We start from the raw sequence: 26,019 nt of genomic DNA on the forward strand, positions 1-26,019 counted from the left end.
AAAGTGTCACCGCACCAATAAGCCGCGCTCCCAGCTGTTTCGTATGCGCCCGGACCCGGCCCAGCACTGGCTCGCCTAGTCGGAAAGGCCGATGAGAACTCCTCGCCCGTTCGCGGGTTATCGACCGGCAGAAGGAGTTGCGCGATGACGGTTCTCGAAGCACGCCTGATCGGCATCGCCGTGGATTGCCCGATGGAAGAGGCCTACGCCTTTGCCAGCCGACCCGAAAACTTCCTGAAATGGGCTGCAGGCATGTCGACCTCGCTCCACCGCGATGGCGGCGAATGGCGGGCCGAGACCCCGCTGGGAGAGGCCACGGTCAGGTTCAGCCCTGCCAACGGTTTCGGCGTGCTCGACCACTGGGTGATGCTGCCCGGCAAGCCCGTGATCCATATCCCGTTGCGGATGGTCGAGAACGGGACGGGGACCCAGGTTGTGTTCACGCTGTTCCGACAGCCGGGCATGAGCGACGGGGATTTCGATCAGGACGCCGCGATGGTCGAGAAGGATCTCGCCACGCTCAGGCAGCTGCTGGAAAGCCGCGAGCCTGCCGGGAGCGATCAGCCGTGACTGCCAACTCCGAGGTGGATGCCGACCCCGACGAGGGCGTCGACCCGGCCGAGGCGCGAGATGTCGAGGAGCGGCGCACGGGTTCATCCAGGATCGTCCCTCAAGTCGTGCGCCTTTAGGGCGAGAGGAACTGCGGCGGCCTGCGCATGCCCTCACCTTGTCGGGCATCGCGGGGGCCTCGCGACCGCGCTGTCACTGCCTGTTCGGTGACGACGGCGAGCCGATGATCGGTTCCGACCCCTATGGCTGGAAGACCCCGCGGACGCCTCTCCGTAGCCTGCAAACGTCCGCGGGGATCGTTCAAGATTGTGTCGTTGCCGCGATCGAACCAAATCTCGCAAAGCGAACCTTAGCATTTCGGTAGGTTAGTGGCATTCTCAGTCAATGGTGATCGCCTAAGCCCTTTCCAAATCGGAGCGGCCGCCGAGGGGGCCGGAAATTCCCTATAAGCTCACGCAGCGCTGTGAGCGCTGCGGTCGGCTGAGTTGGCGAGGAAGTTCGCGGACGGAAAAGCTTTCGGACATCGCGGGACAAGTCTGCCAGTGATCTTCGGCCTAACGTTATCTGCAACCAGACAGCAGCGCCTCCGATCAAAGACCGGCGCTAAACGAAGGACCAAAAGGCATGGCAAGTTCCACAACCACCTCGCTGAAGCCTGTTCCGCCCGTGACCACGGCGGCAGCCTGGCGCGGCGATGGCTTGGCCCATACCTCCGAGTGGATTTACAGGCTCTCCGAAACGCAGGTGAAAGAGCTCGAGTCGCTGGGCGCGCGCTTTCTGTCCGAAAACCCCGACCTGCGTACCGTTTCCGCCCGTGACTATCCTTTGGTCTCTTGTCTCGATGCTGTGAAGTCTTGGGGCGAAGATGTCGATTATGGCCGCGGCTTCGTCCTCGTGCGCGGCCTGCGTACCGAGCTTTATTCAGACGCATTATCCAGCGCAATTTACTACATTCTAGGACTACACATGGGCGATCCCATTCGTCAGAACGAGATGGGCGATTTGATCGATCACGTTTACGCCACCAGCGACAAGACTATGGACGATCCGACCGCGCTTTCTTCCAAGGTGCGGGACAAGCTGGTTTATCATTCCGATAGTTCGGACATCGTCGCGCTCTTGTGTCTGCGCCCTGCCAAGGAGGGTGGCCTATCCTGCCTCGTCTCCGGTGCGGAAATCTATAACGAGATCCTGCGCCGCCGTCCGGACTTGGCGCCGCTCCTGCTTGAGCCTTTCCATTGGGATTGGCGCCGACAGGACCACAATGCGCCTGCGGACACTTATACGTCGCCGATCGTCAGCTTGGTTGACGGCGTATTCTCGATGTATGCGGGCTCGCTCTACATATTGACGGCTCAAGAGTACGCAGGCGTGCCCAAGCTCAGTTCGGAGCAGATTGAAGTGCTCGAACTCTTCGACACGATCACTTATGAAGAGGGAATGGCCATCGAAATGGATTTCCGTCCCGGTGATATCCAGTGGCTTTCCAACTATGCCGCGCTGCATGCCCGTACTACGTTCTGGGACTGGCCGGAACCACAGCGCAAGCGCCACCTTCTGCGCCTATGGTTGAGCCGGGATGCGGGCCGGCCGGTGGTCAGCGGGTTTGGTAAGAGCGGAGTTGTGCAGGTCCGCCAAGCGCCGCGTGATGGGCAAGACGAGCATCCTGACGCGCGTTTCGACGTGTTTTCGGTCTCTGTGCCCCGCCTGACGAGTTGAAGGAGTTCCCAGGGCCGCACACGATGCCGAACGATATCTTTAGAGAACCGGATCACCGTGCTCGCAGGTAATCTGCATAGGAGCCGCGTGCGTCGGCATGCCCGCGCGGATGTTTGCGACCCCGCGGGCGACGGCAGGGTCCGACACTTCGTGTTACCGGGGGGCATGGCCAATGCGTATCGTCGCTCACAGTCTGGCGTGTCCAGATCACCAGCGGCCCGCAGCGCGGCCGGCCAGCGAGGCCGATGATCCGCACAATCGCGGCGCGGGCGTTTTCGTTGGCGAAGATCTCGTCCTCGGCCGTTAAAATGGTTTGCATGTCGATCACGACGTGGGTGCGGCGTGCAAGACTGATCCAGAGACAGTGTTTTAGCCGCGCCTCCCGTCACGGGAGGCGCAGGGGATGCATCAGGCTGGTTCGAAGGCGGTAGAGAGTGACAGCGCTTCCCATTCGTCCATTTGCCTGCCAACGAAGGCGACCTGATCGCGGGCGTAGTGCAGCGCGTCCTCGCCGAGGAACAGGTGCAGCGGCGGTTCGGCCGAATCCAGCGCGGCAAGGATCGCCTTGGCTCCGCGCGCAGGATCGCCCTTTTCCGCACCCGCGCCCTCAGTCAGGCTACGGCGCGCGAAATGAGCGCCGTCCTCGTAGTCGGCGATGTCCCTTGCAGCAATCTTGAGACCCGACGCGGCGAAGCCGGTGCGGAAGCCGCCGGGGGCCACATTGGTCACACGGATGCCCAGCGGCGCCACTTCCTGCGCCAGGGTCTGCCCGACGCATTCGAGCGCATATTTAGTGGCGCCGTAGATGCCGGTGCCAGACCACGGCGCATGGCCCGAAACCGAAGTCACGTTGACGATATGTCCGGCCCGTCGTGCGCGCATGGCGGGGAGTAGGGCCTGAATCATCCGGACGGCACCGAACAGGTTGATATCGAATAGCGCCTTCGCCTCGTCGATGGAGACTTCCTCGACGGCGCCGACCAGCCCGTAACCGGCATTGTTGATCAGCCGGTCGATCCCGCCAGTCAGGTCTGCGGCTGCGGCGACGGCGGCCTGAACCGACGCCTCGTTGGTGAGGTCTACGGTCAGGACATGGGCACGGCCCGGTGCCAGCGAAGTGAAGGCGGTATCTTCCGCGCTACGGGTCGTGCCTACCACCACGTCTCCGCGCGCCAGCGCCGCTTGAGCCACGGCGCGGCCGAGGCCGCCGCCGATGCCGGTGATGAGCCAGTTCGTCATGCTTCGTTTCCCTTCGGATTGGGAGTGTGGCTTCCGGGGCCGGTTCGGTCCCCGTCAAGCATCAGACTAGGGGAAGGGCCGAGGCACGCTCTTTGCGCTGGTAACCGCAATTGTTGCGGCAGCGCGCACGCAGCCGGGTCGTGCTTGACCTCGTCGGGAGTGCCATGCAGCCCCTGAAAAACTGAGGGCGCGAAACAAATGGCGCCAAATTAGGGTGACAGCTTTGGCAGTTCACATCTTCGGTTCGATCAATCTCGATATCATCACCTCGCTGGAGCATCTCCCTCGGCCGGGCGAAACGGTGTTGGCCTCGGCTACGGCCCGGCTGCCCGGCGGCAAGGGTGCAAATCAGGCGGTAGCAGCGTCGAGAATGGGCGCTGAGACCTACATGGTCGGCGCCGTTGGCGAGGGCGATGCCGGTAGCTGGATGCTCTCGCGACTCAGAGCGGACGGGATTGATGTCGGCGGCGTCGCCGTGCTGCCTGGTGTGGACACCGGCACCGCCTATATCGCTGTGGATGCGCACGGTGAGAACCAGATCATCGTCGTGCCCGGCGCCAATGCCTTCCTGCGCGATTCCCTACCGGTCAGCGAAGGGGTGCTGCTCGCCCAGCTCGAAGTGCCGGTTGCGGCGCTGCTGCCGATCTTCACGAAGTCGAAGGCGATCCGCATTCTGAACGGCGCTCCGGCGGTAGTCGAAGGCAAGACGCTGTTCGAGCACGTCGACCTGCTGATCGTGAACCAGCACGAAATGGCGGCGTTTCTCGGCCTCGATGCGGTGCAGGGGAACGACGACATGGCCGTCATTGCGGGGGCCGCGCGCGGCCTGTTGTTCCGCGAAGGGCAGGCCGCCATCGTCACGCTCGGCGCGGCGGGCGCTCTGGCGGTGTGGGCCGATCGGCATCTTCACGTTCCTTCGCTGCCGGTGATACCCGTCGATACCATAGGCGCGGGAGACTGCTTCTGCGGCGCGCTGGCGGCTCTTCTCGACGAAGGCCGCTGCTTGGAAGACGCGTTGCCTTATGCCACGGCCGCCGCCGCGCTCTGCACGCTGGGGCAGGGGGCAGCGCCCGCGATGCCCACGCGCGAGGCGGTGGAGGATCTTGTCCGCCCTTCCTCTACGGACAGGCCCGCAACAGAATATGCGCTACCGATCAAGAAGCCCTCGGCCGCTTCCTTAAGCTGATTCATCAAGCAGTCCGGCTCCGATCTGCCCGGTCACAAGAGGACACGATGAACCAGTTTCCCATGACGCCCTTCGGATTACCCTCGGACAATGGCGGCAAGGACCTCGGTCTGTTCCTGCCGGTGGCCAACGGCGGCTGGATCCTGTCGAGGAACAAGCCCGAACTGGACGGTTCCTACGCCTACAACCGCCAGTGCGCGCTGCTGGCGGAGCAGGCGGGCCTGGACTTCATCATGTCGATGTCGAAGTTTCGCGGCTATGGCGGCGATACGAAGCACTGGGATTCCTCGCTCGATCCGCTCGTGCTGATGGCGGCGCTTAGCGAAGTGACGCGGAAGACCCGGATCGTCACCACGCTGCATACCTTGCTCCAGAACCCGGCGGTGGCGGCCAAGATGATGGCGACGCTCCAACAGGTGAGCGGCGGCCGCGCCGGCCTCAACGTGGTCACCGGTTCCTATAAGGGCGAGTTCACGCAGATGGGTGCCTGGCCCGAAGACGTGAATCACGATCAGCGCTACGATCTCGCTTACGAATGGGTTCGTGCGGTGAAGGCGCTGTGGAGCGAAGATTCGGTCACCATGAAAGGCGACTATTTCAGCCTCGACGATTGCGAATCCTGGCCCAAGCCGGAGCAGCGCCCGTTCCTGGTCTGCGCGGGGTCGTCCGATATCGGTATGCGGCTTACTTCGGAGGAGATGGACGCGATCTTCCTCTCTGGCGGCACAGGCGCGGAGCTTGCGAAGAACAGCGATCGTGCAAAGTCCATTGCCGCCGAATATGGCCGCAACATCCGGACCTATTCCATGATGACACTGGTGATCGACGAGAGCGATGCGGCAGCGAAGAGCCGCGCGGAGCTTTACGCGGCGGGTCTCGACGAAGGGGCACTGGCGGGCATGATGCGCGCCTACGGCTTCCTCGACGCCGAGATCGGCAAAGAAAATGACTTCACCCGCAAGGCGCGCAGCTCGTTCATGTCGGCGCAGATCGTCGGCAGCGCGAAGAGCGTGACCGAGCAGCTCGGCGACCTGCTGGAGGCTTCGGGCACCGACGGGCTGATGTTGATCTTCGACGATTACATCAAGAGTCTGCCAGTGTTTGGCGCAGAGATCCTACCGGTCTTGCGCGAGCGGTTCCCCGGCAAGATCGCGGCACCGGTGGCGAGCTGATGCCGCTGCGCGCAGAGGACCTTCCCCACGTCGGTCAAGCGGGGCTGGCTCCGATGATCGACCCGGCGACGACGGCACTGGTCGTCGTCGATATCCAGGTCGATTTCGCCGCGCCGCACGGGCTACTGGGTCGCTACGGCGTAGATCTTTCGCCTGCGGAGCGCGCGATCGACAATTGCGAGAAGCTGGTGGCGGCAGCGCGCGGCGCCGGAGCGACGGTAGCGTTGATGCGCGTCGTTACCAGTCCCGAAACGGATTCGCGCGCGCTGAGAACGCTGATGGCGCGGCGCGGTCATCCGGGGGGCGAGGCGATTTGCCGCGTCGAGAACGGCGGCGCGGACTACTACCGCATTTTCCCCGAGCCGGGCGATGTCGAAATCGCCAAGCTGCTCTACGACAGCTTCCACGGCACCGATTTCGACGCCCGGCTGCGGGCGAGGGGGATCGAGACGGTGGTGATCTGCGGCCTCTCTACCGATTGCTGCGTGGACCAGACCGCGCGTTCGGCCTTCCATCACGATTACAACGTGTTTCTCGTCTCCGATGCCTGCGCGGCCTACGAGCCCGGGCTTCACGAAAGCTCGCTCTCGGCGATGGAAAAAAACTGTGTGCTGCTAACCACCACCGAGGCTGTCGAAGCCGCCTGGGAGAGGGCGCAGACACCTGAATCGAGCATCTGAATCCAGTAAGGAGTTGCCGTCGATGCCCGTGAACCTGTCTCCGCGCGGATCGAAGAGCGGCGTGCTGTTCGCCTGTACGCTCGGCAATTCGGTGAGCGTGACGCCGGCCGTCCATGCCGTCTTCGGCTTGTTCCTGGTGCCACTGACCGAGGCTTTCGGCTGGAGCCGGGCGAGCGTGTCTGGCGTGCTGGGCATTCTCGCGCTGGTCGGCGCGGTGGCCTATCCGCTGATTGGGCGCCATATCGACAAGGCGGGCGCGCGCACGACGCTGCTGGTCGGCACTTCCGGCCTCGCGCTCTCGATTGCTGCACTGGCACTGACGAGCGGCAGCCTCGTGCAGTTCTATGCGACTTTCACCGTGCTTGCGGTATTCGGGGCGATGGCGGGGACCCCGATCTTCCAGAAGGTGATCGCCGACTGGTTTGACGAGAATCGCGGCACCGCGCTCGGCATCAGCGCGGGCGGCGGCTGTGGGATCGGCTCGGTAGTGCTGCCGGTGCTCTCCGCCGTGCTGGTGCAGACCTGGGGCTGGCGCGCGGGCTATCTCGGCATTGCCGGTTTCATGCTGGTGGTCGCGCTGCCGCTGCTCTTCGTGTTGCTGCGAGACCGTGCGAGCGCGGGCGGCACCGATGCCGGGACAGCGCGCGAGGGTATGACTCTGGGCGAGGCGGCGCAGACGCCGATGTTCTGGCTGATCCTGATCGCACTCGCAGCCGGAGCAGGCGGCACCACGGCGGTGTTCAGCCATGTCGTGCCGATCCTCTCCGATCGGGGCTTCTCGGTGGCTACGGGCACGGCGGTGGTCAGCGTCTTCGCGCTAGTGACGTCGGGCTGGCAGATCGCCACCGGGCGCATCATGGATCGGATACCCACGCCCCGTGTAGCCGTGCCGATGTACCTCATGGCGGTGCTGGGGCTGATTTTGCTCGAAACCGCGCAGGGCATGCCGTTCCTGGTCCTGGGCGGGGCTTTGCTGGGTGTGGGGCTGGGCGGCCAGTTCGGGGCGCTGCCCTATTTCATCGCCCGCTATTTCGGCACCCGGCATTTCGGCTCGGTGATCGGCGCCATGTATTCCGCGGTGATCGCTGCGCAGGGGACGACGCCGATCCTGCTCGACCTGGTGTTCGATGCGCGCCATTCCTATCGCCCGGCGCTGGTCGGCGTCGGGGCGGCGCTGCTGGCAGGGGCGCTGCTGCTGACGCTGCTGCCGCGTTACGGCCGCGAGGCCGAGAGCGACGCGCTCTTCGCGGTCGGCCACTGATTCTTATGGAGCCTGAGACCTTGGCCGACATGCCTGATCCTGTCCCTGCTTTCGCCGATCCCGGGAAGGCGCCCTATGCCGTCAGCGAGGATGAGCGCGACGCCATCGCCGCAGCCATCGACACCGATGAGCTGGTGGAACTGGCGCTGACTCTGGGCAACATTCCCAGCCGTTCGCGCGAGGAACTGGCTGCAGCGGAGTTTGTCCACGACTGGATGGCGAAGGAGGGCTTCAAGCCGCGCAAGGCCGGTGCCACCCCGGAAAGGCCCAATGTCATCGGCGAATATGGCGGAGGTGCGCGCGGTGCGAACCTGCTCTTCACCGCGCATCTCGACACCGAATCTCCGAGCGGCATGCCGGAGCATGATAAGTTCCGCTACCGCGATTCCACCCTGGCAGATCCCGAATGGACCCGGTGCTGGCTGGACGAGGAGGGGCGTCTGCGCGGCTATCCGGTCAGCAACGATCGCGGGCCGATGTCCTGTTTCCTGATCGCCGCCAAGGCACTGCGCAAGGCAGGCATCGGCCTTGCTGGCAAGACCTGGCTCACCGCCTGCCCCGGCGAGATCGGACCCGAACCGATCGAGGAATTCTCAGGCATCGGCTGGAACGGCAAGGATATCGGCGCGCATTACTTGTTCCACCACGGGGGCGTCGCACCGGACTATGCGATTGCCGCCGAGGGCACCGACTTCGGTCTGACCTGGCAGGGCTGCGGCTATGCGCTCTACCGCGTGCGGATCTTCGGACAGGGGGTATTCTCGCCGATCCTCGACGCGCCTGCCGATCCGCGCCGTCACCCGAATCCGATCTACCGGCTCGGCCCGGTGATCGATGCGCTTCACGCCTGGGGGCTGAAGTTCGAGCGCGATTCGATGATGGAGACCGCGAGCGGCGCGATCCATCCCAAAGTCCAGATTGCCTCGGTTCGCGGCGGCATGCCGATCGATTTCGGTGCGGGCACCGAAGTCTGCGCGCTCTATATCGACGTCTCGCTGAACCCGCGACAGAAGGCTGCCGATGCCTGGCACGGCATCATGGAGGCCATGCGCGGCGTGGACGTGGACGCCTTCGACGTGGAGCCGATGGTCGTGCGCCACGGCTTTGAGGCACGGCCCCCCGAAGTTGCGCCGCTGGTAGGTGCCGTTGATGCCGCGACCCGGCTGGCGCGCGGTGCGGCGGTGGAGCCTGCCCACCCGGTCTATTCCAGCATGTGGCGCGACCATAACGTGTTCAACATGCACCGCGTGCCCGCCGTCACCACCGGCATGCCACGCTGGCGCCCGACGGGACAGGACATGGCCTCCAGCGCACTGGTCTATGCGCTCACCATGCTGGCGGTCTGCGGTCGGGGGCCGGCGCCGACGGCAGAGACCGGAACCAGTGTGTACGGTAACGAGACGCCTTTCGAATAGGCCTCCTCCGCACCCTTGCCCGGCATCGATCTGGCCGATAGACCTTCGTTATAAAGGTCGCCAAGGTCAGAATAATTGTCGCCCGTCCGGGAAGGGTGCCACCCGTTTCAAGGTGGTCCTCGCTTGCGTATAACGACGAACGTCTATCCCAAGGAACAGCGGCGCGACGCCTGGCGTTTTGCGCTCAAGCGGTTGTCGCTGACGCTCGATGAGGCGGACGATGCCGCACTTTACGGCGAACTCATCCAGTTCCGTGCCAGCACCGGGATCGACTTCATCCGCGTCACTGGAACACCCCAATCCTGGACGATAGACTTCCGCGACCAGCCCGCCACCTACTGGCTGGCCATGGTGCTGGATGGCAGCGCCACGGTGCGCGATGCCGGGCAGGAGCTGCGCCTTTCCGACGGCGAGATGATCTGCGGGCGCGGGGACAGCCCGGTCCACCTTGCCTTCACAGGCGACAACCGCAGCCTGATCGTCCAGGTTCCGCACAGCGAACTCAGCGCCCGGCTCAAGACCCCGATCAGCGGCCCCCCGCGCAAGATCGCGACCGACAGCGGCGCGGCACGCGTGTTCTCGGGCATGTTGCGCTCGCTGGCGGACACGATCTCGGACATCACCATCGACCAGGCGCGTCCGGTGGAACTGGCGTTTCCCGAGTTTCTCGTCACAAGCCTGCTCGACAACGCCCCCGCCAAGGCCATGGGCGGCGCGGCGGGGATGCGCGCCGCACTGCTGGAAAGGATATTCCAGACCATCGAGATTCGCCTGTCGGACCCGGACCTCAGCTATCAGCAGGTCGCCGCCGAGCACGGCATCTCGCCGCGCTACCTGCAGAAGCTGTTTGAATCGATCAACGACAGTTTTGGCCACTATGTAAAAGTGCGCAGGCTCGAACGCTGCCGACTGGACCTGCGCAGTCCGCTCCACGTCCAGAAGTCGATTTCCGATATCCTGTTCGAATGGGGTTTCAACGACAGTGCCTCTTTCAGCCGCGCCTTTCGCGAGCAATACGGCATATCCCCGCGCGAGTACCGCAAGGCACCTCCGCAGGAGCAGGAAGCGGTCGAGCTGCTGCGCCGGGGCCGTCCCGCGCGCAAGGACCGCATGAAGCCCGTGGAGGCGGAGAACGAGCCGGATCTGTCAGCCGATGCCGAGGCGGCGGCAGAGCGTTCGGATCAGCCGATAGGACCGGCAGTGCTCGGTGATACCGGTATCTCGCGGCACCATCATCTTCCTGCCACCCCCGAGACGATCCACTGGGGCCACTTCAGCAAGGACCTGAAGCCTGCGCTCCATATCCGGTCGGGTGACTTCGTGACAATCGAGGCGCTGACTCATCATGCCAACGACGATCACGAGCGCATGGTCGAGGGCGACCCCGGCATCGAGAGCGTCTATCGCTGGGACGAGACCGGCAAGGCGGTTGACCGGCGCGGGGCGGGGCCAATGGATGCAAGCGCGCTGGGGCGGGGGCCGGGCGAGGGCTTCGGCGTCCACATCTGCACCGGCCCGATCCACGTCGAAGGCGCGGTGCCTGGGGATCTGATCGAAGTGCGCATCCTCGATCTCAAGCCCAGGCCAAGCGGCAATCCGCGCTTTGCGGGAAAATGCTTCGGCTCGAACGCGGCGACTTATTGGGGCTTCCACTACAACGACCTGCTGACCGAGCCGAAACAGCGCGAGGTGGTGACCATCTACGAAGTCGAAGCCGCGGGCGGGCGCCTGCCGACTGCCCATGCGGTCTATTCTTACCGATGGACGCCGCAGGTCGATCCTTCGGGCGTTACTCACGCGCGCTACGACTATCCCGGCGTGCCGGTCGATCCCGAGACCATCGAGCGCAATTACGATGTGCTGCGCAACGTCGAAATTCCGATACGTCCGCATTTCGGCGTGATCGCGGTCGCCCCCGCTCATAACGGGCTCGTCGATTCGGTGCCGCCCGCGAGCTTCGGCGGCAATCTCGACAATTGGCGTACCGGGCCAGGCGCGCGGGTGTTCCTGCCGGTGCAGGTTCCCGGTGCGCTGCTGTCGATCGGCGATCCCCATGCCTCGCAAGGCGACAGCGAGCTTTGCGGCACCGCTATCGAATGCTCGATGACCGGGCTCGTCCAGATCATCCACCACAAGGCGGCAGGACTGATGGAGCAGCTCAAGGACGTGGACTATCCGCTGATCGAGACCGAGACGGAATGGGTCGTCATGGGTTTCAGTCATCCCGACTATCTCAAGGAGCTGGGCGAGGACGCGCAGAGCGAGGTCTACAAGCAGTCCTCGATCGACGCCGCCATGCGCGACGCTTTCCGCAAGGCGCGCCGGTTCCTGATGACTGCGAAGCAGCTCACAGAGGATGAGGCGATTTCGTTGTTGTCAGTGGGCGTGGACTTCGGCGTGAGCCAAGTGGTCAACGGCAATTTCGGGGTCCACGCGGTGATCCGCAAAGCGCTGTTCACGAGCTGAGGTCGCGATCAGGTCGGGCCGCTGCGGCGATCCGCGTCCGGCTTTCCTTCGCGCATGATCAACGACGGATGACCGCCAGAGCGGCGCGATTGACGGCTTTGCGCAGACGCCAGGTGCGGACCTCGAAGGGGCCGGGCGTCAATTCATTGGTCATCACGATCGCCACCACGCGGTGCTTCGGATCGGCGAAGAAGTAAGTGTTGGCCGAGCCCGACCAACTCCCCGCGCCTTCCGGCAGGCCGCCACGCGCTTCGGTGCCGGCATCGCCGATCGCCAGACCGTAGCCGAACGGCGCGTCGAGGGCTTCGCCGCCGCCGGTGCGCAGATGCGGAGTATAGAGCGCCGCGAGCGTCTCGGCCCGGAGCAGGCGCCGACCGTGCCACGTGCCGCCCCCAGCGAGCATTTCCGCGAAGTGGCGATAGTCCTCCAGCGTTCCGGCCAAAGCGCCGCCGCCATCGCGCAGGCGTTCTGGATCGCGGTATTCGGAAGTCTCGGGACGATCCACCGCCTTCAGACCCTTGGCCGTGGCGAGGTAGCCGGTGACGAGGCGGGGCGCTTGGGTATCGCTGAGGACGAAGGTCGTGTCCTTCATTTCCAGCGGATCGAGGATGCGTTTCTGGAGGAAGACCTCAAGGCTCTGCCCGGAGGCGCGCTCGATCACGGCGCCCAGCACCGTGGTCGAGAAGCCGTAGCTGAACCGGGCGCCCGGCTGGTGAAGGAGTGGTGCCTTGCCGAGCCGTTCTACCAGTTGGCCAAGCGTGGCGGCCGGCGCGATCTGCACCTTGGTGCTGGCGACGGCGGTTGTGCGTGCTACCCCGTGCTCCCGGTACCAGCGCTGGACCGGAGTATCGCCCATGAACTCATAAGTAAGTCCCGAGCGGTGGAGCAGCAGGTCCGCGATGGTGACGGGACGCTCCGCAGACACTGTTGTCGCGGGACCGCGGGCGGTGCCGTCCCACACCCGCAGGTCGGCCATTTCGGGCAGATACCTGGCGACAGGATCGGCAAGCGAGAGCTTGCCCTGCTCTGCAAGCATGAGCACGCCGATGGAGGTGATCGGCTTCGACATCGAGTAGAGCCGGAAGATTGCGTCATCGGTGATGGGTTTGCGGGTTTCGACATCGGCGTATCCGGTGGAGATGCGGATCAGCGGCTTGCCGTTCTGTTCCACCAGTACCAGCGCCTGCGGCAATTCCCCAGCCGCCACCATGCTCTCCAGTTCGGAACGAAGCGCCTGTGCCGCCGCGCTGGCGGGCGGCACAGGCGCGGTTGCCGCCGCCGGGCTCGTGAGGGCAAGTGCCGAGGCAGCAATCAGATGGCATGGCTTCATCGAAACGACCCTGCTCTCAGTACGGTTTGTCGCCTGCCACCGTGACCCGATAGCCGGAGCGAACCTCGGGAAAGTAATCCCACACCGCGAAGTGCTGCGTGCAGCGATTGTCCCAGAACGCGACCGAGTGCTTTTCCCAGCGGAAGCGGACGTGGAAATTGGCGTCCTTCACGTGTTCGAACAGGAAATCGAGCACTGCCTTGCTCTCGGGGGCGGACAACCCGTTGATCCTGGTGGTGTAGGAGGAGTTCACGAAGAGCAGCTTGCGCCCTGTCACCGGATGGGTGCGGATGACCGGGTGCGCATTGCACGGATAGGTCTTGGTCGAATCCGGGAAGATCGCCTTGTAGACGGGATTGGCGTCGTGAACGGCGGTCAGCGGATCGAGGAAGGCTTTCATGGCCGGCGAAAGCGCGTCGTAAGCCGCGTACATGCTGGCGAACAGCGTGTCGCCACCGTCGTCGGGCAGGGTATGGAGGGTGAGGATCGAACCCATCGGCGGCTCGGCATCGGCGGAAAGATCCGAGTGCCAGTTCTCCCCCGCAACGAACTTCGAGTTTTCGTCGGCATGGATGGCCACGATCTCGGGGTGATCGGGCAGGCCAGCGACGCCGGAATGGATGGCCAGCCGCCCAAAGGCGCGGCCCAATGCCTTGTGGGCGTTGTGGTCCATGGGCTGGTCGCGGAAGAACACCACCTGGTGCTTCATCAGCGCATCGTGGATTTCCGCGAAGGCCTGATTTCCGAGTGGCTGGGTGAGGTCCACGCCGAAGATTTCCGCGCCGATGCGCTTGGTCATCGGGCGCACGTTGATCAATTCATACCCCATTTCTCGGCGGCTCCAGAGTAACGCTTCTGAGTATCGGGTGCCGGACGGATCCGCCCGACACCGAAGGTTCTTTTCAGTCTTCCAAGTTCCTACCGGCCGGATCTGCCACGCTGCCCTTGTGGGGGAAGATGCGGCGCTCGATCCGGCAGTGGATGCCTTGGGTACCGTCCACCACTTGCGTCACGCCAAAATCGGCGGCGACGCTCATCAACGAGTAGCCGTCGTTGCGGGACAGGCCCTGGTGCTCGGTCAATAAGTGCAGCATGTCCATCGACGCCGACTTCATCGCGACGTCCAGGTTTTCCCCGAAGCCGTGGACGATCCAGCAGTCCGGCGTCTCCAACAGCGGTGAGGGGAAGGAGAAATCCTTGCGCAGCACGATCTGGAACAGCACGTCCAGGGAGGCTTCGATCGCGGTTCCGCTGATCTCGCCGTCGCCTTGCGAAACGTGAGGGTCGCCGATCGAGAACAGGCCGCCCTTGACTTGCACCGGATAGTACATCGTCGCACCCGCGCCGATGCGCCAGTTGTCGATATTGCCGCCATGGAGGCCGGGGGGGATGGTGCTTACCGGGTCGTTGACGGCGGGTGCCACGCCGGCGGTGCCGAGGTGGGGACGCGCCGGGATGGTGATGCCGGGCAGCGCGGTCGAGCGATCGCATTCGGGGCAATGGGTGATGCGGCCCGGCACGACGTACTTCTCCTCCACGTCATAGGCGTAGAGCGCGGCGGCAGTGTTGGCGGTGGGATCGAGCTTGTAGATCGTCACGCGCTCGGTTTGGCCGAATTCCTCATAGAGATGGCCCCAGTTGGCCGCCAGGTTGGAGCCGTAGTTGAAGCGTGGCTTCATCTGGAAGTAGCGCACCTCCAGCATGTCGCCCGGCTCGGCGCCTTCCACGTAGATCGGCCCGGTCATGATATGGCATCCCGGCGCGCGCGTGGCCGGATCGATCTCGGTGAAGATGCGGCGGATGTCCTCGTCGAACATCAGGTCCGGATCGTCGCCCGCGTGGTGCGTCACGGCCTGCGCCATGATCAGATCGCCGCTCTTTACGGTCAGCGCTGGCTTGATCTCGGGCGAGAAATACCCCCAATGCACGGTCTCCGGCGTCGCCCGGAGCTGGTGCAGCGCGCTGGGCTGGACGGTTTCCTTCTCGAGCGCGGGCTTAAGGCTGATCAGTGCCATCGAAACTCCTGTTACGCAGGGAAAATCGGTAAAATGGCGCGTTTATTCCGCGCCGATGAGCACGCTCGTCATGCTGAGCGACTTATGCTGGATGAAGTGGGGCGCGAACTCGGCGGCCTCGTTTTCGTGGCGCGCGCCGAGCACGTAGAGCAACGGCAGGAAATGATCCTGGCTGGGCACCGAAAGACGCGCTGCCTCGCCCAGCGCTGCATAGTCGATCACGACTGAGGGATTGTCCTCGGCGATGGCCTTGCACATCGTGGAATTGAATTGCTCGGCCCAGGGGTAAGGCGTGGCGAGCGGATTGGACCAGTCCATTGCCGGCAGATTGTGGACGATGTTGCCGGTGCCCATTATCAGCACGCCTTCGTCGCGTAGCGGGCGCAGCATTCGGCCGACCAGCCAGTGTTCGGAGGCGCTTTTGCCCAGATCCATGCCGAGCTGGATCACCGGCACGTCGGCCTCGGGATAGGCGTGTACCAGGACCGACCAGGTGCCGTGGTCGAGGCCCCAGTTGGCGTCCAGCTTCACCGGCATAGGGCTCAGCAGTTCGCGTATGCGCTCTGCCAGTTCCGGGTCGCCAGGCGCGGGGTACTGCACATCGAACAGCGCCTGCGGGAATGCGCCGAAGTCGTGGATCGTGCGAGGCTGCGGCATAGCCGTCACGGCGGTGCCAGGCGTCTGCCAATGGGCCGAGATGCACAGGATCGCGCGCGGCTTGCCAATGCGGCCGGCGACCACGTTCCAACTGCGGGTCACGTCGCTTTTTTCCAGCGCCACCATCGGGCTGCCGTGACCGTAGAAGACGATCGGAAGACGGCTCATTCGCGTATTCTCCGTTGTGCTTAAGGCTTGAATCTAGGGACAGCGAGGAAGCATGGTCTTGCGGACAAGCGCACAAGAACTTGTTGCGAGCTTCGCGCAGGGCTGCCGCCGACGCGGCAGCCCGTAAGCGTCTTCATTCCTTGGTGTAGTTTTCCGGGACCACGGCATTTTCGCCAGCTTTGCCCCACAGGACGATCTCGTTGCCCCAGGGATCGGCGAATGCGTGGTTGTAGCCATTGAATTCGGCCCAGTAATGATCGCGCCAGAGCACCCGTCCGCCCAGTTTCTCCGCAGCGGAAAGGATGCGTTCGGGGCTGTCGTCGTCCGAGACCAGTACCCAGATTCGAGCTTTACGGCCGTCGTTCGCCAGTGTTCGTGGCTCAACGCCCTCGGGCTGCGGATGAGGGCGGGCATTGTTCGCGTCGAAAATGCCGAGGTGAAGGTTGCCGATCTGGCTGTCGGTGCCGTCCTTGTGCTGGAAAAAGCCTCCGGGAACCATGCGATGGTAGATCCCGTGGGGCCGGGCATCGTTTTCCCAACCGAAGACTTCGGCGTAGAACTCGCCCGCCTTGGCGGGATCGTCGGTTGCGAGGTCGACGAAGATGAGCGTGTTGGTCATTGCGCGGGGCTCCCTTGGTACCAGATGAACTTGCGCTCCAAGGCGTAGCGGTGCGTAGTTTGCATGCGCGGCACAGGGCGCACGAATCCTTGATTTCGAGCGCCGCCGCGACGTGGCCGTGCCGCGGCCGCGACGAATAAAAAAGGCGGCGCCCGACCGAAGTCGGACGCCGCAGCCGTCGGGAACGGTGGGCGGTGCAGCCGCCAAGTCAGCTGTTAAGTCAGGCGTGAAGGCGCGTGACCGGTGCGGAAGGGCCTCGGCGGCGATCCCATTCGGCGCGATAGCGATCGACCAGCCAGACATTGAGCAATCGCTGGGCGCCCTCTTGCCAGGAGTAGCGTCCGCGTGGTGCGAACCTGGAACGCAGGCCTTGCTGGACGAGTTCGTCGACGTGGAAATCCTGGCCGACGATTTCTTCGACCGCTGTGTCGTTCATCTTCATCTTCAGCTCGTAAAGGGGATCGTCCAGGGCCTCGGGCACCATCAGCGTTCCTATGGTGAGCGCGTGGCTGCCGGCGGTCCGCGGATCCATGATCAGGTAGAGCACGGTGTCGTTCAGCACGACCAGCGAAAGGCTGGGCGGCAGGTTCACGAACAGCAGGCGATTCTGCTCCTCCTCGGTCAACTTCGGAAACACCGGAAAAACCGCCTTCTGCGTGGCATTGAAGGCTGCATTCTTGTGGAGCGTGCCGTTCAGTCGATAATATCCGGCAGAGTCGGCGGGCACTTCGGGAAAGCTTGCGAGCCCGCTGGGGATGAAGTCGTGCAGCGGCCCGGCATGGAGGCGGCTGGCGTGATAGCCGTCGTTGTTGTTTTCCAGCATGACCTTCCAGTTCCAGGGGAAGATCGTGGGCTCTTCGGGACGCGGGCCGCGCAGGTCCTCAAACGCGTAGTTGGCGACGACATCTTCCACGCCGGCAAGTCGCGGGGCGAGTGGGGCGGCCTCGGCATCGAGATTGATGAAGATGAAGCCATGCCAGATCTCATGACGAATCTCGGGCAGCGCAGCGCTTTTCTTGTCGAAGTTGCAGGTGCGGCTCATGGCCGGTGCACCTACGAGCGTGCCGTCGAGGTCGTAGGTCCAGTGATGATAGGGGCAGACGAAGGCGCGCGCGTTGCCGTGGCCTTCGGCGACCAGCATGGCCCGGTGCTGGCACACCGCCGAGAGCGCCTTGATCGATCCGCCGCGCGTCCTCGAAACGATGATGGGCTCGTCGGCACGGGTGACGGTAAAGAAGTCGCCCGGCTCTTCCAGCCATTCCGCGCGCCCAACGCAGAGCCATTCATGTTCGAACAGAGCGGCTTTTTCGAACGCGTGGAATTCCTCGTCGGTATAGCAGGCGGCGGGAAGCGTTTCGGCTTCCAGCGTGTCGAGCGTGGAGCTTGCCAGGCTGTCGAAGAACTGGTCGTTGAGTATGGTCATTCCTGCCCTTCCCGTCTCATGCGAACCCAGAGAACCCTGTCGGCGTCCTCGGTCAATTCGGGCAGACTAGCGGGCGGGCGGTGCGGGCTCTTTGCACTGGACGCCGGGACTTTTGGCACTTTGCCCGAACCGCGCTGTGGGTTTCATTCGGCTGGCTGGAGCTCGCCTTCCTCGAGCGCTTCGGCAGCCACGATACCGGCAAGAGCGGGGCGGCCGTCATGGCTTTCGCCGATTGCGCGCGGCGGTGCGGCCGGCGCGCGCAGGGCGATGATGGCGGCCAACGTGGCGCCCGCCAGCAGCACTGCGAAGACCAGCATCGCCTGGGCATAGCTGCCGGTCACATCGGCAAGGCGTCCGGCGCCAATCGGGCCGAGCACGGCGACGGTGGTCGCCGTCGTCGCCATCGCGGTCATGTCTCCCGCAATAGCTGCCCCGAAATAGCGCAGCAGCAGGATGTGCGCCGAAAGCCAGGCCATGCCCCATCCGAGACCGAACACGGCGGCGGCGGCGGTGGCTACCAGCACATCGCCCGTGCTCCATAGCAGCGCCATGGCCGCGGCCTGCAAGGAGAGGCCTGCGACCAGGATGCGGCGCGGATCAATCCGTTCGCTGAGCGTGCCGGTAAAGCCTTTGGCGCCGGTTCCGGCGAAGGCCAGCAGGCTCATCGCAATTGCACCCGGCGCGGCACCCGCGCCAAGGTTGGCGATATGCGAGACGAGCGTGGAATGCGTGGTGGTGACGACCAACTGCACGACGGACATGATCGCGGCCAGGATCAGGAAAGACGGTGTGCGCAGCGCCTGGCGCACGGTCCAGGTGGAAGCCGCGGGAGCCCCGTCCTGCTGGTGGCCGGCACCCTTGACCTGTTCGATGCTCTCTACTTTCACGGCATCGCGGATGCAGAGCAGGCAGATCGCGCCCAGCCCCAGCGAGGCGGCCGCCATGACCATCCAGTGCAGGCGCCAGTCGCCGGTTAAGCCCACTATCGAGCCGACGATCAGCGGGCCGGCTATGCCGCCCGCCGCGCCGGTCATGAAGTAGAACCCGATCATGCGGGACGAAGTGCGCGGGAACCAGGTGGCCAGAAGATAAACCGCAGGAGAGGGCGCAACGAGCGAGAATCCGATGCCCATCAGCGCTGTCGCGACGAAAAACAGCGAGAGGTGCTCGATCTGAGAGGCGATGAAAAAGCCGGCTGCCAGCACGAGGCAGCCTGCGAACATCGTCATGCGGGTGCCGATAACCTTCATCAGCATCGGGGGCAGCGGGCTCGCCAGACCGCAGGCCAGGCCCAGCAGCGAGAAGCTGAGGCCGGCGGCGGCCTTGGACCAGCCGAGTTCGCCCGCCATCGAATAGAGCACGTAGCCAAGAGAGGTGAACGTGGTCGCGGTGACGAAGAAGAAGCCCAGCGAGGCGGCGAACATGACCATGACACTGCGCGGCATTGCAACTCCTGCGGGCTCGATCCGGGCAGAATCACCGGTTCCATACGCCATGCAGGCTCTCATGCTGCGACTGCACACTCTTGATGGTCGGCGCCTAGATAATTGATCGAAGCTGCCGCGCAGAGGAGAGACGCCCTTTTTTTGCGATGCAACAAGAAACGCGCTGGCCTCAAGACCGGCGCGTTTCGCGCATTACACCGGTGCGACCCGCAGGAATTTAGAACTTGTACCCCACCGAGAGGATCACTTGGCGCGGCGGAATGTAGGTGTCCATCACTTGCGCGCTGCCATAGGGGTCGGAGAAGCGCGAATTGATGCCGTCCTCGTCGAAGAGGTTGATAACGCGCAGGGTTACGTTGGTGTTCGTACCCTCGGGTTCGTACTTCAGCATCGCGTTCACCTGCGTGTACGAGGGCGTGAGGTCGACATCGCCGTTGTTGAACAGGCGGTACTGGTACTCGCCGCGGTAGATCAGTTGCGCGCGTGCCGTGAGCGTGCCTGGGCCAACTTTGCCATTCCAGGTAGCCGCGATGTTGCCTTGCCAACGCGGGAGCTTGGGGATGCGATTGCCTTTGATATCGGCGCGGGCGCCGTCGCGGGCCACCGCGGCGTCGTAGTAGTTGGTCCAGAACAGCCAATCCGGAAAACCCGCGGCATTCTGCGCGGCGGCTGCCGCGGAGGGATCGAGGGCGGCGTAGTGCGAGGTGAATTCGCCTTCCAGCCAGGACATCGAGGCATCGAACCGCAAGTGCTCGGTCGGCGCATAGATGCCTTCGAGTTCGAGGCCGTAGACGCGTGCTTTGGGAGCGTTGCTGATGCCCTCGCCGTAGAGGATCGGGTCCTCCTCCAGGAACTGCATGTTCTTGTAGTTGTACAGGAAAGCCGAGGCGTTCAGTTGCAGGGTGTCGCCCAGGAAGCGGTTCTTGGAGCCGATCTCAAAGGAATCGACCGTTTCCTGCTTGTAGGTCGGCTGGATGGCATCCGTCCAGCCGAGCGCGTAGTAGGCGCTGCTTCCCGATGAAGCTCCCGAGTTGATCCCGCCGGGCTTGAAGCCGCGCGTCCAGCTTGCATAAAGCATGTTCTGCGGCGTGAACTGGTAGTCCAATGCCACTTTGCCGGTCCAGGCATCGGCCCGGCGGCTGCCGCTTGGTGAGGTTTGGAGATAGGCGCCCGATGTCTGGTTGGACGTGCCGCCCGACATCGAATCGTACATCCCGGTGGCCTTGTCGTGGTTGTAGCGCAAGCCGGCGGTCAGCTTGAGCTGGTTAGTGAGGTTGTAGGTTCCCTGCGCGAAGAAGGCGTAGAGCTCGCGTTTGATCTGCGACAGCTCGGCGTAAGTCAGGTTGGCGACCAGCGGATCGTTCCAGGCCGTGTCCTGCGGAAGGGCGGCCTGGAGGAAGTTGTTGTCGTCGCTGCGATACTCGTTGATGTACTGGCTGTTCTTCGAGTGCAGGTAGACGCCGCCGAGCACCCACTGAAACGGACCCTCGGCTGTCGAGGTGAGATTGAGCTCCTGACTCCAACTCGTGGTGTCGGAAGCCCAGAGCGGCACGTGGTCGTAGCTAACACCGGTGAAGCTGATCGGATTGTAGGAGTTCTGGTAAAACAGTGCGGTGTCGAGGCCGTCCGCATCCCAGGCCTGCTCCGAGTGAAGCTTCTGGTAGCCAGTGATCGATTTGATCGTGGCGAATGGCGTTTCCCACTTCACCACGCCTGTGTAGAGCTGCGTCTTGACCTTCGAGCGGCCCGGGTAATCCTGCGTCAGTTCGCGCGGATCGGGGTTCGGATCGAGAATATTCTTCTGCGCGGGGCCGTTTGTGTTCGAAGTGAACTGTATCGTGTTCAGCACGATCGAGAAGTTCGACGCCGGCTGCCATTTGGCGGCAAGGCGCCAGCCGGTTTCGTCCTGATCGTCGAGATCGTAGTTGCTGATGCCGGGCACCTGGGTGGCATGGGCATAGCCGTCATGCTTGGTGTACTGGAAGGCGCCGCGGATCGCGAAAATATCCGAGATCGGTACGTTGAGCGCGCCCGAGCCTTCCATGTAGTTGTAGTTGCCGAAGCCGGCGTTGACGTTGCCGGTCGTGCGATCGGTGGTCGGTTCGATAGAGACGACGTTGATGGTGCCGCCGGTCGATCCCTGACCAAACAGCGTGCCCTGCGGCCCGCGCAGCACTTCGACTTGCGCCACGTCGATGAACGCCGCGCTCGCGGCGATCGAGTTGAAAATGTAAACGCCGTCGATGTGGTAGGATACGCCCGGCTGAGTATTGGTGTTTTCCGGCGTTTCCGAGCCGATCCCGCGGATCGTGATGATGCGCTCGCCGCCGCCGCTCTTTGCCACGACGAGGCCGGGCACGGTACCGTTGAGGCCGGTCACATCGTTGATGTTTGCCGCCCTCAGCATGTCGGCGGTGACCGCGCTTACCGAAAGCGGGGCTTGTTGCAGGCTGACGTCACGCCGCTCTGCGGTAACGACGATGTCGGTAATGCCGCCCTCGGCGGCAGCAGCATCGGCGACAGCTGCGGGCGCGACGTCCGCTTCCGCCGCCTGAACATTGGCCGAAGTGAATGCAAGCAACGAGATGCCCGATGCCAGGGCGTAGGCGAAAGTGGACTTGGTTCTCATGTCAGCTCCCCGAACAGGTCGTATGTCGATTCCCGGGCTTGCGGCTCATGCTTGCTGCTGGATCGGCCGCTTGACGATGAACTTGGCCGCAGCGCGAGGGTGCGGTCTTGTGCACTTGCGAATAAGTAGTTGATCACCACGGCAGGCGACGGCGGGGCGCAATGGCTTGAAGGTCAGCCGCGTGGGTATTTCGGAGCTGAAGCATGTGCCGACACCGGGAAGGAATGTCGTGTTGCACCGCGAAAGCCACGGGCATGGCGTGCCCGGTCAAAGTCGTCAGGTCGCCAGCGACAAGACGCGCCGGCTCTCTGCTGTCACAGGCTGGTCAGGCGTGAGCCCATATCGATGGAAGATGCACTGCTATGACCCAAGCTTATGCTATTGCACATCTTCAGCGCGATCGCGGCATACTGGGATGGCGATCAACTGTGGCAGGTCGGCATCTGTACATGGGCCATCCGGACGCGACGACCGCAGAGCGCGCGAGACGATGGCGCTGGTTCAGGCCTGCTTCGCCGCGGAGCAAAATTCATCGATATTAGCGCAACCTGAAGCCTCGGTATTGGGCTCAGGCCCTTGTCGCAATGCCTCCGATCGCAACGGCGTCATGTCTTCGCAAAGTCAGAGCTAAGCGTGACCCGAGCGCGTCGGGAAACTGCATCTTCCCTCTCCCTGCTGTCAGGACCGTCCATGCTCCGCCTCCTCCATCGCCTGAATATTGACCCCTATCTGCTGCTGCTAGTCTCGACTGTAGGGCTGGCCTCGCTAGCCCCGCCGCAAGGCGCGGCGACCGAAATCGTGGGCGGCGTGGCAGATGCCGCCATCGCGCTGTTGTTCTTCTTGCATGGTGCCAAGCTCTCGCGTGCGGCGGTCCTGGACGGGGTGCGCGCCTGGAAGCTGCACCTGACGGTTGCCTGCCTCACCTTCGTGATCTTCCCCATGCTTGGCCTTGGCGTATGGGCGATCCCCGGGGTTGAGCCCTCTCTGCGAAGTGGCTTGCTGTTCCTGACGCTGCTGCCTTCCACTGTGCAGTCCTCGATCGCCTTCACGGCAATCGCGCGGGGCAATGTGGCGGCCGCGGTATGCAGCGCCTCGTTCTCGAACCTTGCAGGCATCTTTATCACGCCATTGCTTACGGCGATGTTCATTACCGGCAATGCGCGAGGTTTCTCGGCGGATGCAATCGTCGCGATATCATTGCAACTCCTGTTGCCCTTCCTGACCGGTCACCTGCTCCGTCCGTGGATTGGCAGTTTCGTGCAGCGGCATAAGCAGGTGCTAGGCTACACCGATCGAGCCTCGATCCTGCTGGTCGTTTATTCGGCATTCGGAGCAGCCGTTCTCGAAGGTATCTGGCGCAAGGTCACGCTCGGCGAGATGGGCTTAGTTGTGGCGCTTTCGCTGACGCTGCTAGCGGCAATCATGACGATCGGCAGCATGATGAGCCGGATGTTCGGCTTCAGCGTGGAAGACAGGATCGTCGTTCTGTTCTGTGGTTCGAAGAAAAGCCTGGCGACCGGCGTTCCGCTGGCAGGAGTGCTGTTTCCGGCGGCGCAAGTCGGCGCTATCATCCTGCCGCTGATGTTTTTTCATCAGATTCAGCTGATGGTCTGTGCGGTTCTTGCTCGAAAGATCGCCAATCGCCCGGATATCGAAAGTGCCCAATATCCAGATACGATGGCCGCCTCAGCAAGGTAAGCCGCGCATCGGCTACATCTGAGTTTCCATCAGGTGAGCTTCGATCATTTTCTGCTCAGTCTGAAGCTACAGTTTTGGTCGGAACCGCTGACTAAGGGGCTTTTTGTGTGCCGCCCGGCGCTTCTATGAAGGGAATGTTCTACGAAGTGACGTTTAATTTTGGCGGCAGCCGATCAGGCACGGTCTTTCAGCGCTCACCAGGAGAGCGGCGGGGGCCGCCGTTAGCGGTTATTCGCCCGCCGATGACCGACGAGGTCAGTCAATGTCCGGTAGACCAGGATCTGCTCGTTGAAAGAAGCGGCATGAGTGGTTTGTGGACATTCTCAAACTTGTCATGGTGAAATCGTCAAATGCATCACCTCTTCGTATTATGCGAAAAGGTCACGCGAAACTGATAAGGCTTTTCCTTCAATTTAATACACACTTAGGAAGCGATTATCTTGGTCGAACCGGCAGGTGAAAAACGCCGTCCGTTTGCCCTCACGATCGTACCAGCCTTGAACCGTTGATCCATCGCGTTGGCGAATAGGAGCATTGACTGTGATCTCGCTTGGGCGGCGGTCGAAACGATTGGCCGCCTGACCGCGACAGAGTTGCGACAGTTCGTAAGGCGCCACGCTGCCCCTTGGCTGCCCGCGATCAAGATCGCGATCTTGATCCCAATCCGAACCTCGCGTTCACACGCGCTGTTTGCAACCTGGTTCCGGTGAAGCGGTGATTGAGTTATAGCGTCCCTCCTCCGCTACCATTGCCCATTTTCCGATATACTGCCTTCGGAAGGCAAAAAGCCTGTCGCCCGGCGCTCTTGGTGCCTCCCTCGTGCCGCAGAGGCGGTCCGTTCGGGAATGCGCTTAGGCAGTCTTTCATGACGGTGAAATGCGACCGCATTCTTCGATTATCGAACACCTGTATGGATTGCCGGGATCGTTCGAGCAGCGTCACCCAGGCATGACTCTGACGATGTTAGCTGACGCCTTCCGTGCGGGCATAATCTTTGCAGTAAGGCGGCGCGATACATTTGAAACTCAATTGAGTTTATGTATTTCGCAATGTTCATTCCTGAACAATAATATTTGTAGAGAATCGTTCAAGGCTACTGTATTGCGTCGGCAGATCAAAATGCCGCGAAAATACGGGGCTTTGAGAATGGCGTGTTTAGAAAACGATTGCAGTGGCGTCGTTATCAAGATGCCGTTAGTGGGAGAACTTGACTATTTTGAGGGTGCCGGCGGCCTCGTGCGGGCCTTAACGCAGTCTCTGCCTCTGGACATGTTCGTCGTTGGGCCCAAGGGCGAAGTTATCGCCGCGAAGATCTGCGACCCCGCGCTGGGCGTTCAGGATGCGGACTTTCAACATGCCGTCTTGGGGCTACCTTTTGAGCGAGTACTGGACCGACTGCCGCTGAACGATGATACGCGGGCCGATCTGCGCAGCGATGTGTTTCGCGTTATCGAAGGGTCGGCGGAAACGATATGCCGCAACTATCCATTGCATGCTTCGGTAGCGGAAGAACTCGCTGTCGAAGTTGCGAAAGTGAGCGAGCCGGTGGGCGCCGCGGTGGTGGTGCGTGGTACCCGGCGTAAGGAAGCGGATCCCCGTTCGCGCAAAGCGGAGCAGGCCCGGTTGCATCTCGCGCAGGAGGAGGAGCGTCGCCGCATCGCGCGAGAACTGCACGATGGCACCGCTCAACAGGTTGCCGTTGCGCAAGTCATGCTGGAAACGGTGCGCAAGGCCAGGACGTTCGAGGCGATCGACAAGGCTTGCCTGGAGATCGAAGCTGCGCTCAGCACGGCGCAGCATCAGATGCGCACTCTCAGCTACGTTCTCCATCCACCGGAACTCGCCTCGGGAGGCATAGTCGAGGCGCTGGGTACTTTCCTGAAGGGCTTCGCGCGCCGGACGGGGCTTAAAGTGGGCTTTCATAATTACGCGGGGCCGTTGCGGCCTTCTGCCGCGCTGGAACTGGCGCTTTATCGCGTTGCGCAGGAGGCGCTGGTGAACGTGAGCAGGCACGCGTCCGCGCGCAGTGTGGATGTGCGGCTGAGGACGGTGGCCAAGCATGTCGTGCTGGAGATCGAGGATGATGGCGTCGGGATTGCCGAGGACATCGTGGCAGGGCGGCGGCGGGAGGCGGTCGGCGTAGGGCTTTCGGGAATGCGCGAGCGGGTCGAGGCGCTAGGCGGTGTGTTCTGCCTGGAGCGCCGCAGGACCGGTACGCTGGTGGGCGCCTTTTTCCCGCAGCGGCGCAAGGGCGATGCCGCCGAGGAAGCGGTCAGGGCTCAACGATATTGTTCCGAACCGCATAGAGCACGAGTTCGGCGGTCGTC

At 63.2% G+C, this 26,019-nt stretch carries 21 protein-coding genes; 11 read left to right on the forward strand and 10 right to left on the reverse strand.

What is annotated here, in order from left to right:
- The first annotated feature begins 144 nt into the window (after positions 1-144).
- From RT424_RS11265 to RT424_RS11275, 3 genes are all read left to right on the forward strand, one after another.
- Positions 145-570 carry an SRPBCC family protein gene (locus RT424_RS11265; protein ID WP_313437817.1) on the forward strand — a complete coding sequence of 142 codons (426 nt, stop codon included), beginning with the start codon at positions 145-147 and terminating at the stop codon, positions 568-570.
- The gene (locus RT424_RS11270) at positions 567-689 is read left to right on the forward strand and encodes a hypothetical protein (RefSeq protein ID WP_313437820.1); all 123 of its coding nucleotides are present in this window, start codon (positions 567-569) and stop codon (positions 687-689) included. Before RT424_RS11265 ends, RT424_RS11270 begins: the two co-directional genes overlap by 4 nt.
- 505 nt (positions 690-1,194) lie before the next feature.
- On the forward strand, positions 1,195-2,289 hold the full coding sequence (locus tag RT424_RS11275; RefSeq protein WP_313437823.1) for a TauD/TfdA family dioxygenase: 1,095 nt from the start codon (positions 1,195-1,197) through the stop codon (positions 2,287-2,289).
- A gap of 408 nt (positions 2,290-2,697) precedes the next feature.
- Here the strand turns inward: RT424_RS11275 and RT424_RS11280 are convergent, their stop codons facing one another.
- Positions 2,698-3,528: an oxidoreductase gene (locus tag RT424_RS11280; RefSeq protein ID WP_313437826.1), complete on the reverse strand. Its 831-nt coding sequence runs from the start codon at positions 3,526-3,528 to the stop codon at positions 2,698-2,700.
- Positions 3,529-3,742: 214 nt separating this feature from the next.
- Here RT424_RS11280 and RT424_RS11285 point away from each other — a divergent pair, with 214 nt between their 5' ends.
- The 6 genes from RT424_RS11285 to RT424_RS11310 all read left to right on the forward strand — a co-directional run bounded on the left by RT424_RS11285 (position 3,743) and on the right by RT424_RS11310 (position 11,708).
- Entirely contained in the window at positions 3,743-4,714 is a 972-nt protein-coding gene (locus RT424_RS11285; protein WP_313437829.1) for a ribokinase, read from the forward strand.
- A 47-nt stretch (positions 4,715-4,761) separates the two neighbouring features.
- A complete protein-coding gene (locus tag RT424_RS11290) occupies positions 4,762-5,886 on the forward strand; it encodes an LLM class flavin-dependent oxidoreductase (RefSeq protein ID WP_313437832.1) in 1,125 nt (374 codons plus the stop codon).
- Positions 5,886-6,566 (forward strand): isochorismatase family cysteine hydrolase, encoded by a 681-nt coding sequence (locus RT424_RS11295; protein WP_313437835.1) that lies wholly within the window; start codon positions 5,886-5,888, stop codon positions 6,564-6,566. The genes RT424_RS11290 and RT424_RS11295 overlap by 1 nt, the downstream gene beginning before the upstream one ends.
- Positions 6,567-6,588: 22 nt before the next feature.
- Positions 6,589-7,827 carry an MFS transporter gene (locus tag RT424_RS11300; RefSeq protein ID WP_313437838.1) on the forward strand — a complete coding sequence of 413 codons (1,239 nt, stop codon included), beginning with the start codon at positions 6,589-6,591 and terminating at the stop codon, positions 7,825-7,827.
- Positions 7,828-7,856: 29 nt separating this feature from the next.
- Positions 7,857-9,242: a peptidase M20 gene (locus RT424_RS11305; protein ID WP_313437873.1), complete on the forward strand. Its 1,386-nt coding sequence runs from the start codon at positions 7,857-7,859 to the stop codon at positions 9,240-9,242.
- 123 nt (positions 9,243-9,365) lie between these two features.
- On the forward strand, positions 9,366-11,708 hold the full coding sequence (locus tag RT424_RS11310; RefSeq protein ID WP_313437841.1) for an acetamidase/formamidase family protein: 2,343 nt from the start codon (positions 9,366-9,368) through the stop codon (positions 11,706-11,708).
- Positions 11,709-11,766: 58 nt separating this feature from the next.
- Here the strand turns inward: RT424_RS11310 and RT424_RS11315 are convergent, their stop codons facing one another.
- The 8 genes from RT424_RS11315 to RT424_RS11350 form a co-directional block, all read right to left on the reverse strand.
- Positions 11,767-13,038: a serine hydrolase domain-containing protein gene (locus RT424_RS11315; RefSeq protein WP_313437843.1), complete on the reverse strand. Its 1,272-nt coding sequence runs from the start codon at positions 13,036-13,038 to the stop codon at positions 11,767-11,769.
- A 16-nt stretch (positions 13,039-13,054) separates the two neighbouring features.
- Positions 13,055-13,867 carry a TauD/TfdA family dioxygenase gene (locus RT424_RS11320; RefSeq protein WP_313437846.1) on the reverse strand — a complete coding sequence of 271 codons (813 nt, stop codon included), beginning with the start codon at positions 13,865-13,867 and terminating at the stop codon, positions 13,055-13,057.
- A gap of 73 nt (positions 13,868-13,940) precedes the next feature.
- The gene (locus RT424_RS11325; protein WP_313437849.1) at positions 13,941-15,053 is read right to left on the reverse strand and encodes an acetamidase/formamidase family protein; all 1,113 of its coding nucleotides are present in this window, start codon (positions 15,051-15,053) and stop codon (positions 13,941-13,943) included.
- A 42-nt stretch (positions 15,054-15,095) separates the two neighbouring features.
- Positions 15,096-15,878, reverse strand: a complete 783-nt coding sequence (gene ygiD / locus RT424_RS11330) for a 4,5-DOPA dioxygenase extradiol (RefSeq protein ID WP_313437851.1) — start codon at positions 15,876-15,878, stop codon at positions 15,096-15,098.
- Between the two features lie 133 nt (positions 15,879-16,011).
- Positions 16,012-16,497, reverse strand: a complete 486-nt coding sequence (locus RT424_RS11335) for a VOC family protein (RefSeq protein WP_313437854.1) — start codon at positions 16,495-16,497, stop codon at positions 16,012-16,014.
- Positions 16,498-16,717: 220 nt separating this feature from the next.
- Complete coding sequence (locus tag RT424_RS11340) at positions 16,718-17,920, reverse strand: aromatic ring-hydroxylating dioxygenase subunit alpha (protein WP_313437857.1); 1,203 nt, start codon at positions 17,918-17,920, stop codon at positions 16,718-16,720.
- A 143-nt stretch (positions 17,921-18,063) separates the two neighbouring features.
- Positions 18,064-19,365 (reverse strand): CynX/NimT family MFS transporter, encoded by a 1,302-nt coding sequence (locus tag RT424_RS11345; protein WP_313437859.1) that lies wholly within the window; start codon positions 19,363-19,365, stop codon positions 18,064-18,066.
- A 217-nt stretch (positions 19,366-19,582) separates the two neighbouring features.
- Positions 19,583-21,994 (reverse strand): TonB-dependent receptor, encoded by a 2,412-nt coding sequence (locus tag RT424_RS11350; RefSeq protein ID WP_313437862.1) that lies wholly within the window; start codon positions 21,992-21,994, stop codon positions 19,583-19,585.
- A 690-nt stretch (positions 21,995-22,684) separates the two neighbouring features.
- Between RT424_RS11350 and RT424_RS11355 the strand changes: the two genes are divergently transcribed.
- Positions 22,685-23,692, forward strand: coding sequence for a bile acid:sodium symporter family protein (locus RT424_RS11355; protein WP_313437864.1), 1,008 nt, complete (start codon positions 22,685-22,687; stop codon positions 23,690-23,692).
- Positions 23,693-24,105: 413 nt separating this feature from the next.
- Here the strand turns inward: RT424_RS11355 and RT424_RS24530 are convergent, their stop codons facing one another.
- On the reverse strand, positions 24,106-24,309 hold the full coding sequence (locus RT424_RS24530; protein ID WP_409521478.1) for a YsaB family lipoprotein: 204 nt from the start codon (positions 24,307-24,309) through the stop codon (positions 24,106-24,108).
- Positions 24,310-24,640: 331 nt separating this feature from the next.
- On the opposite strand from RT424_RS24530, the gene RT424_RS11360 reads away from it, so the two are divergent.
- Positions 24,641-26,019: histidine kinase (locus RT424_RS11360; protein ID WP_313437867.1), on the forward strand; the 1,379-nt coding region annotated here is incomplete at its 3' end.

Source organism: Novosphingobium sp. (assembly GCF_032093395.1).
Lineage (GTDB): Bacteria > Pseudomonadota > Alphaproteobacteria > Sphingomonadales > Sphingomonadaceae > Novosphingobium.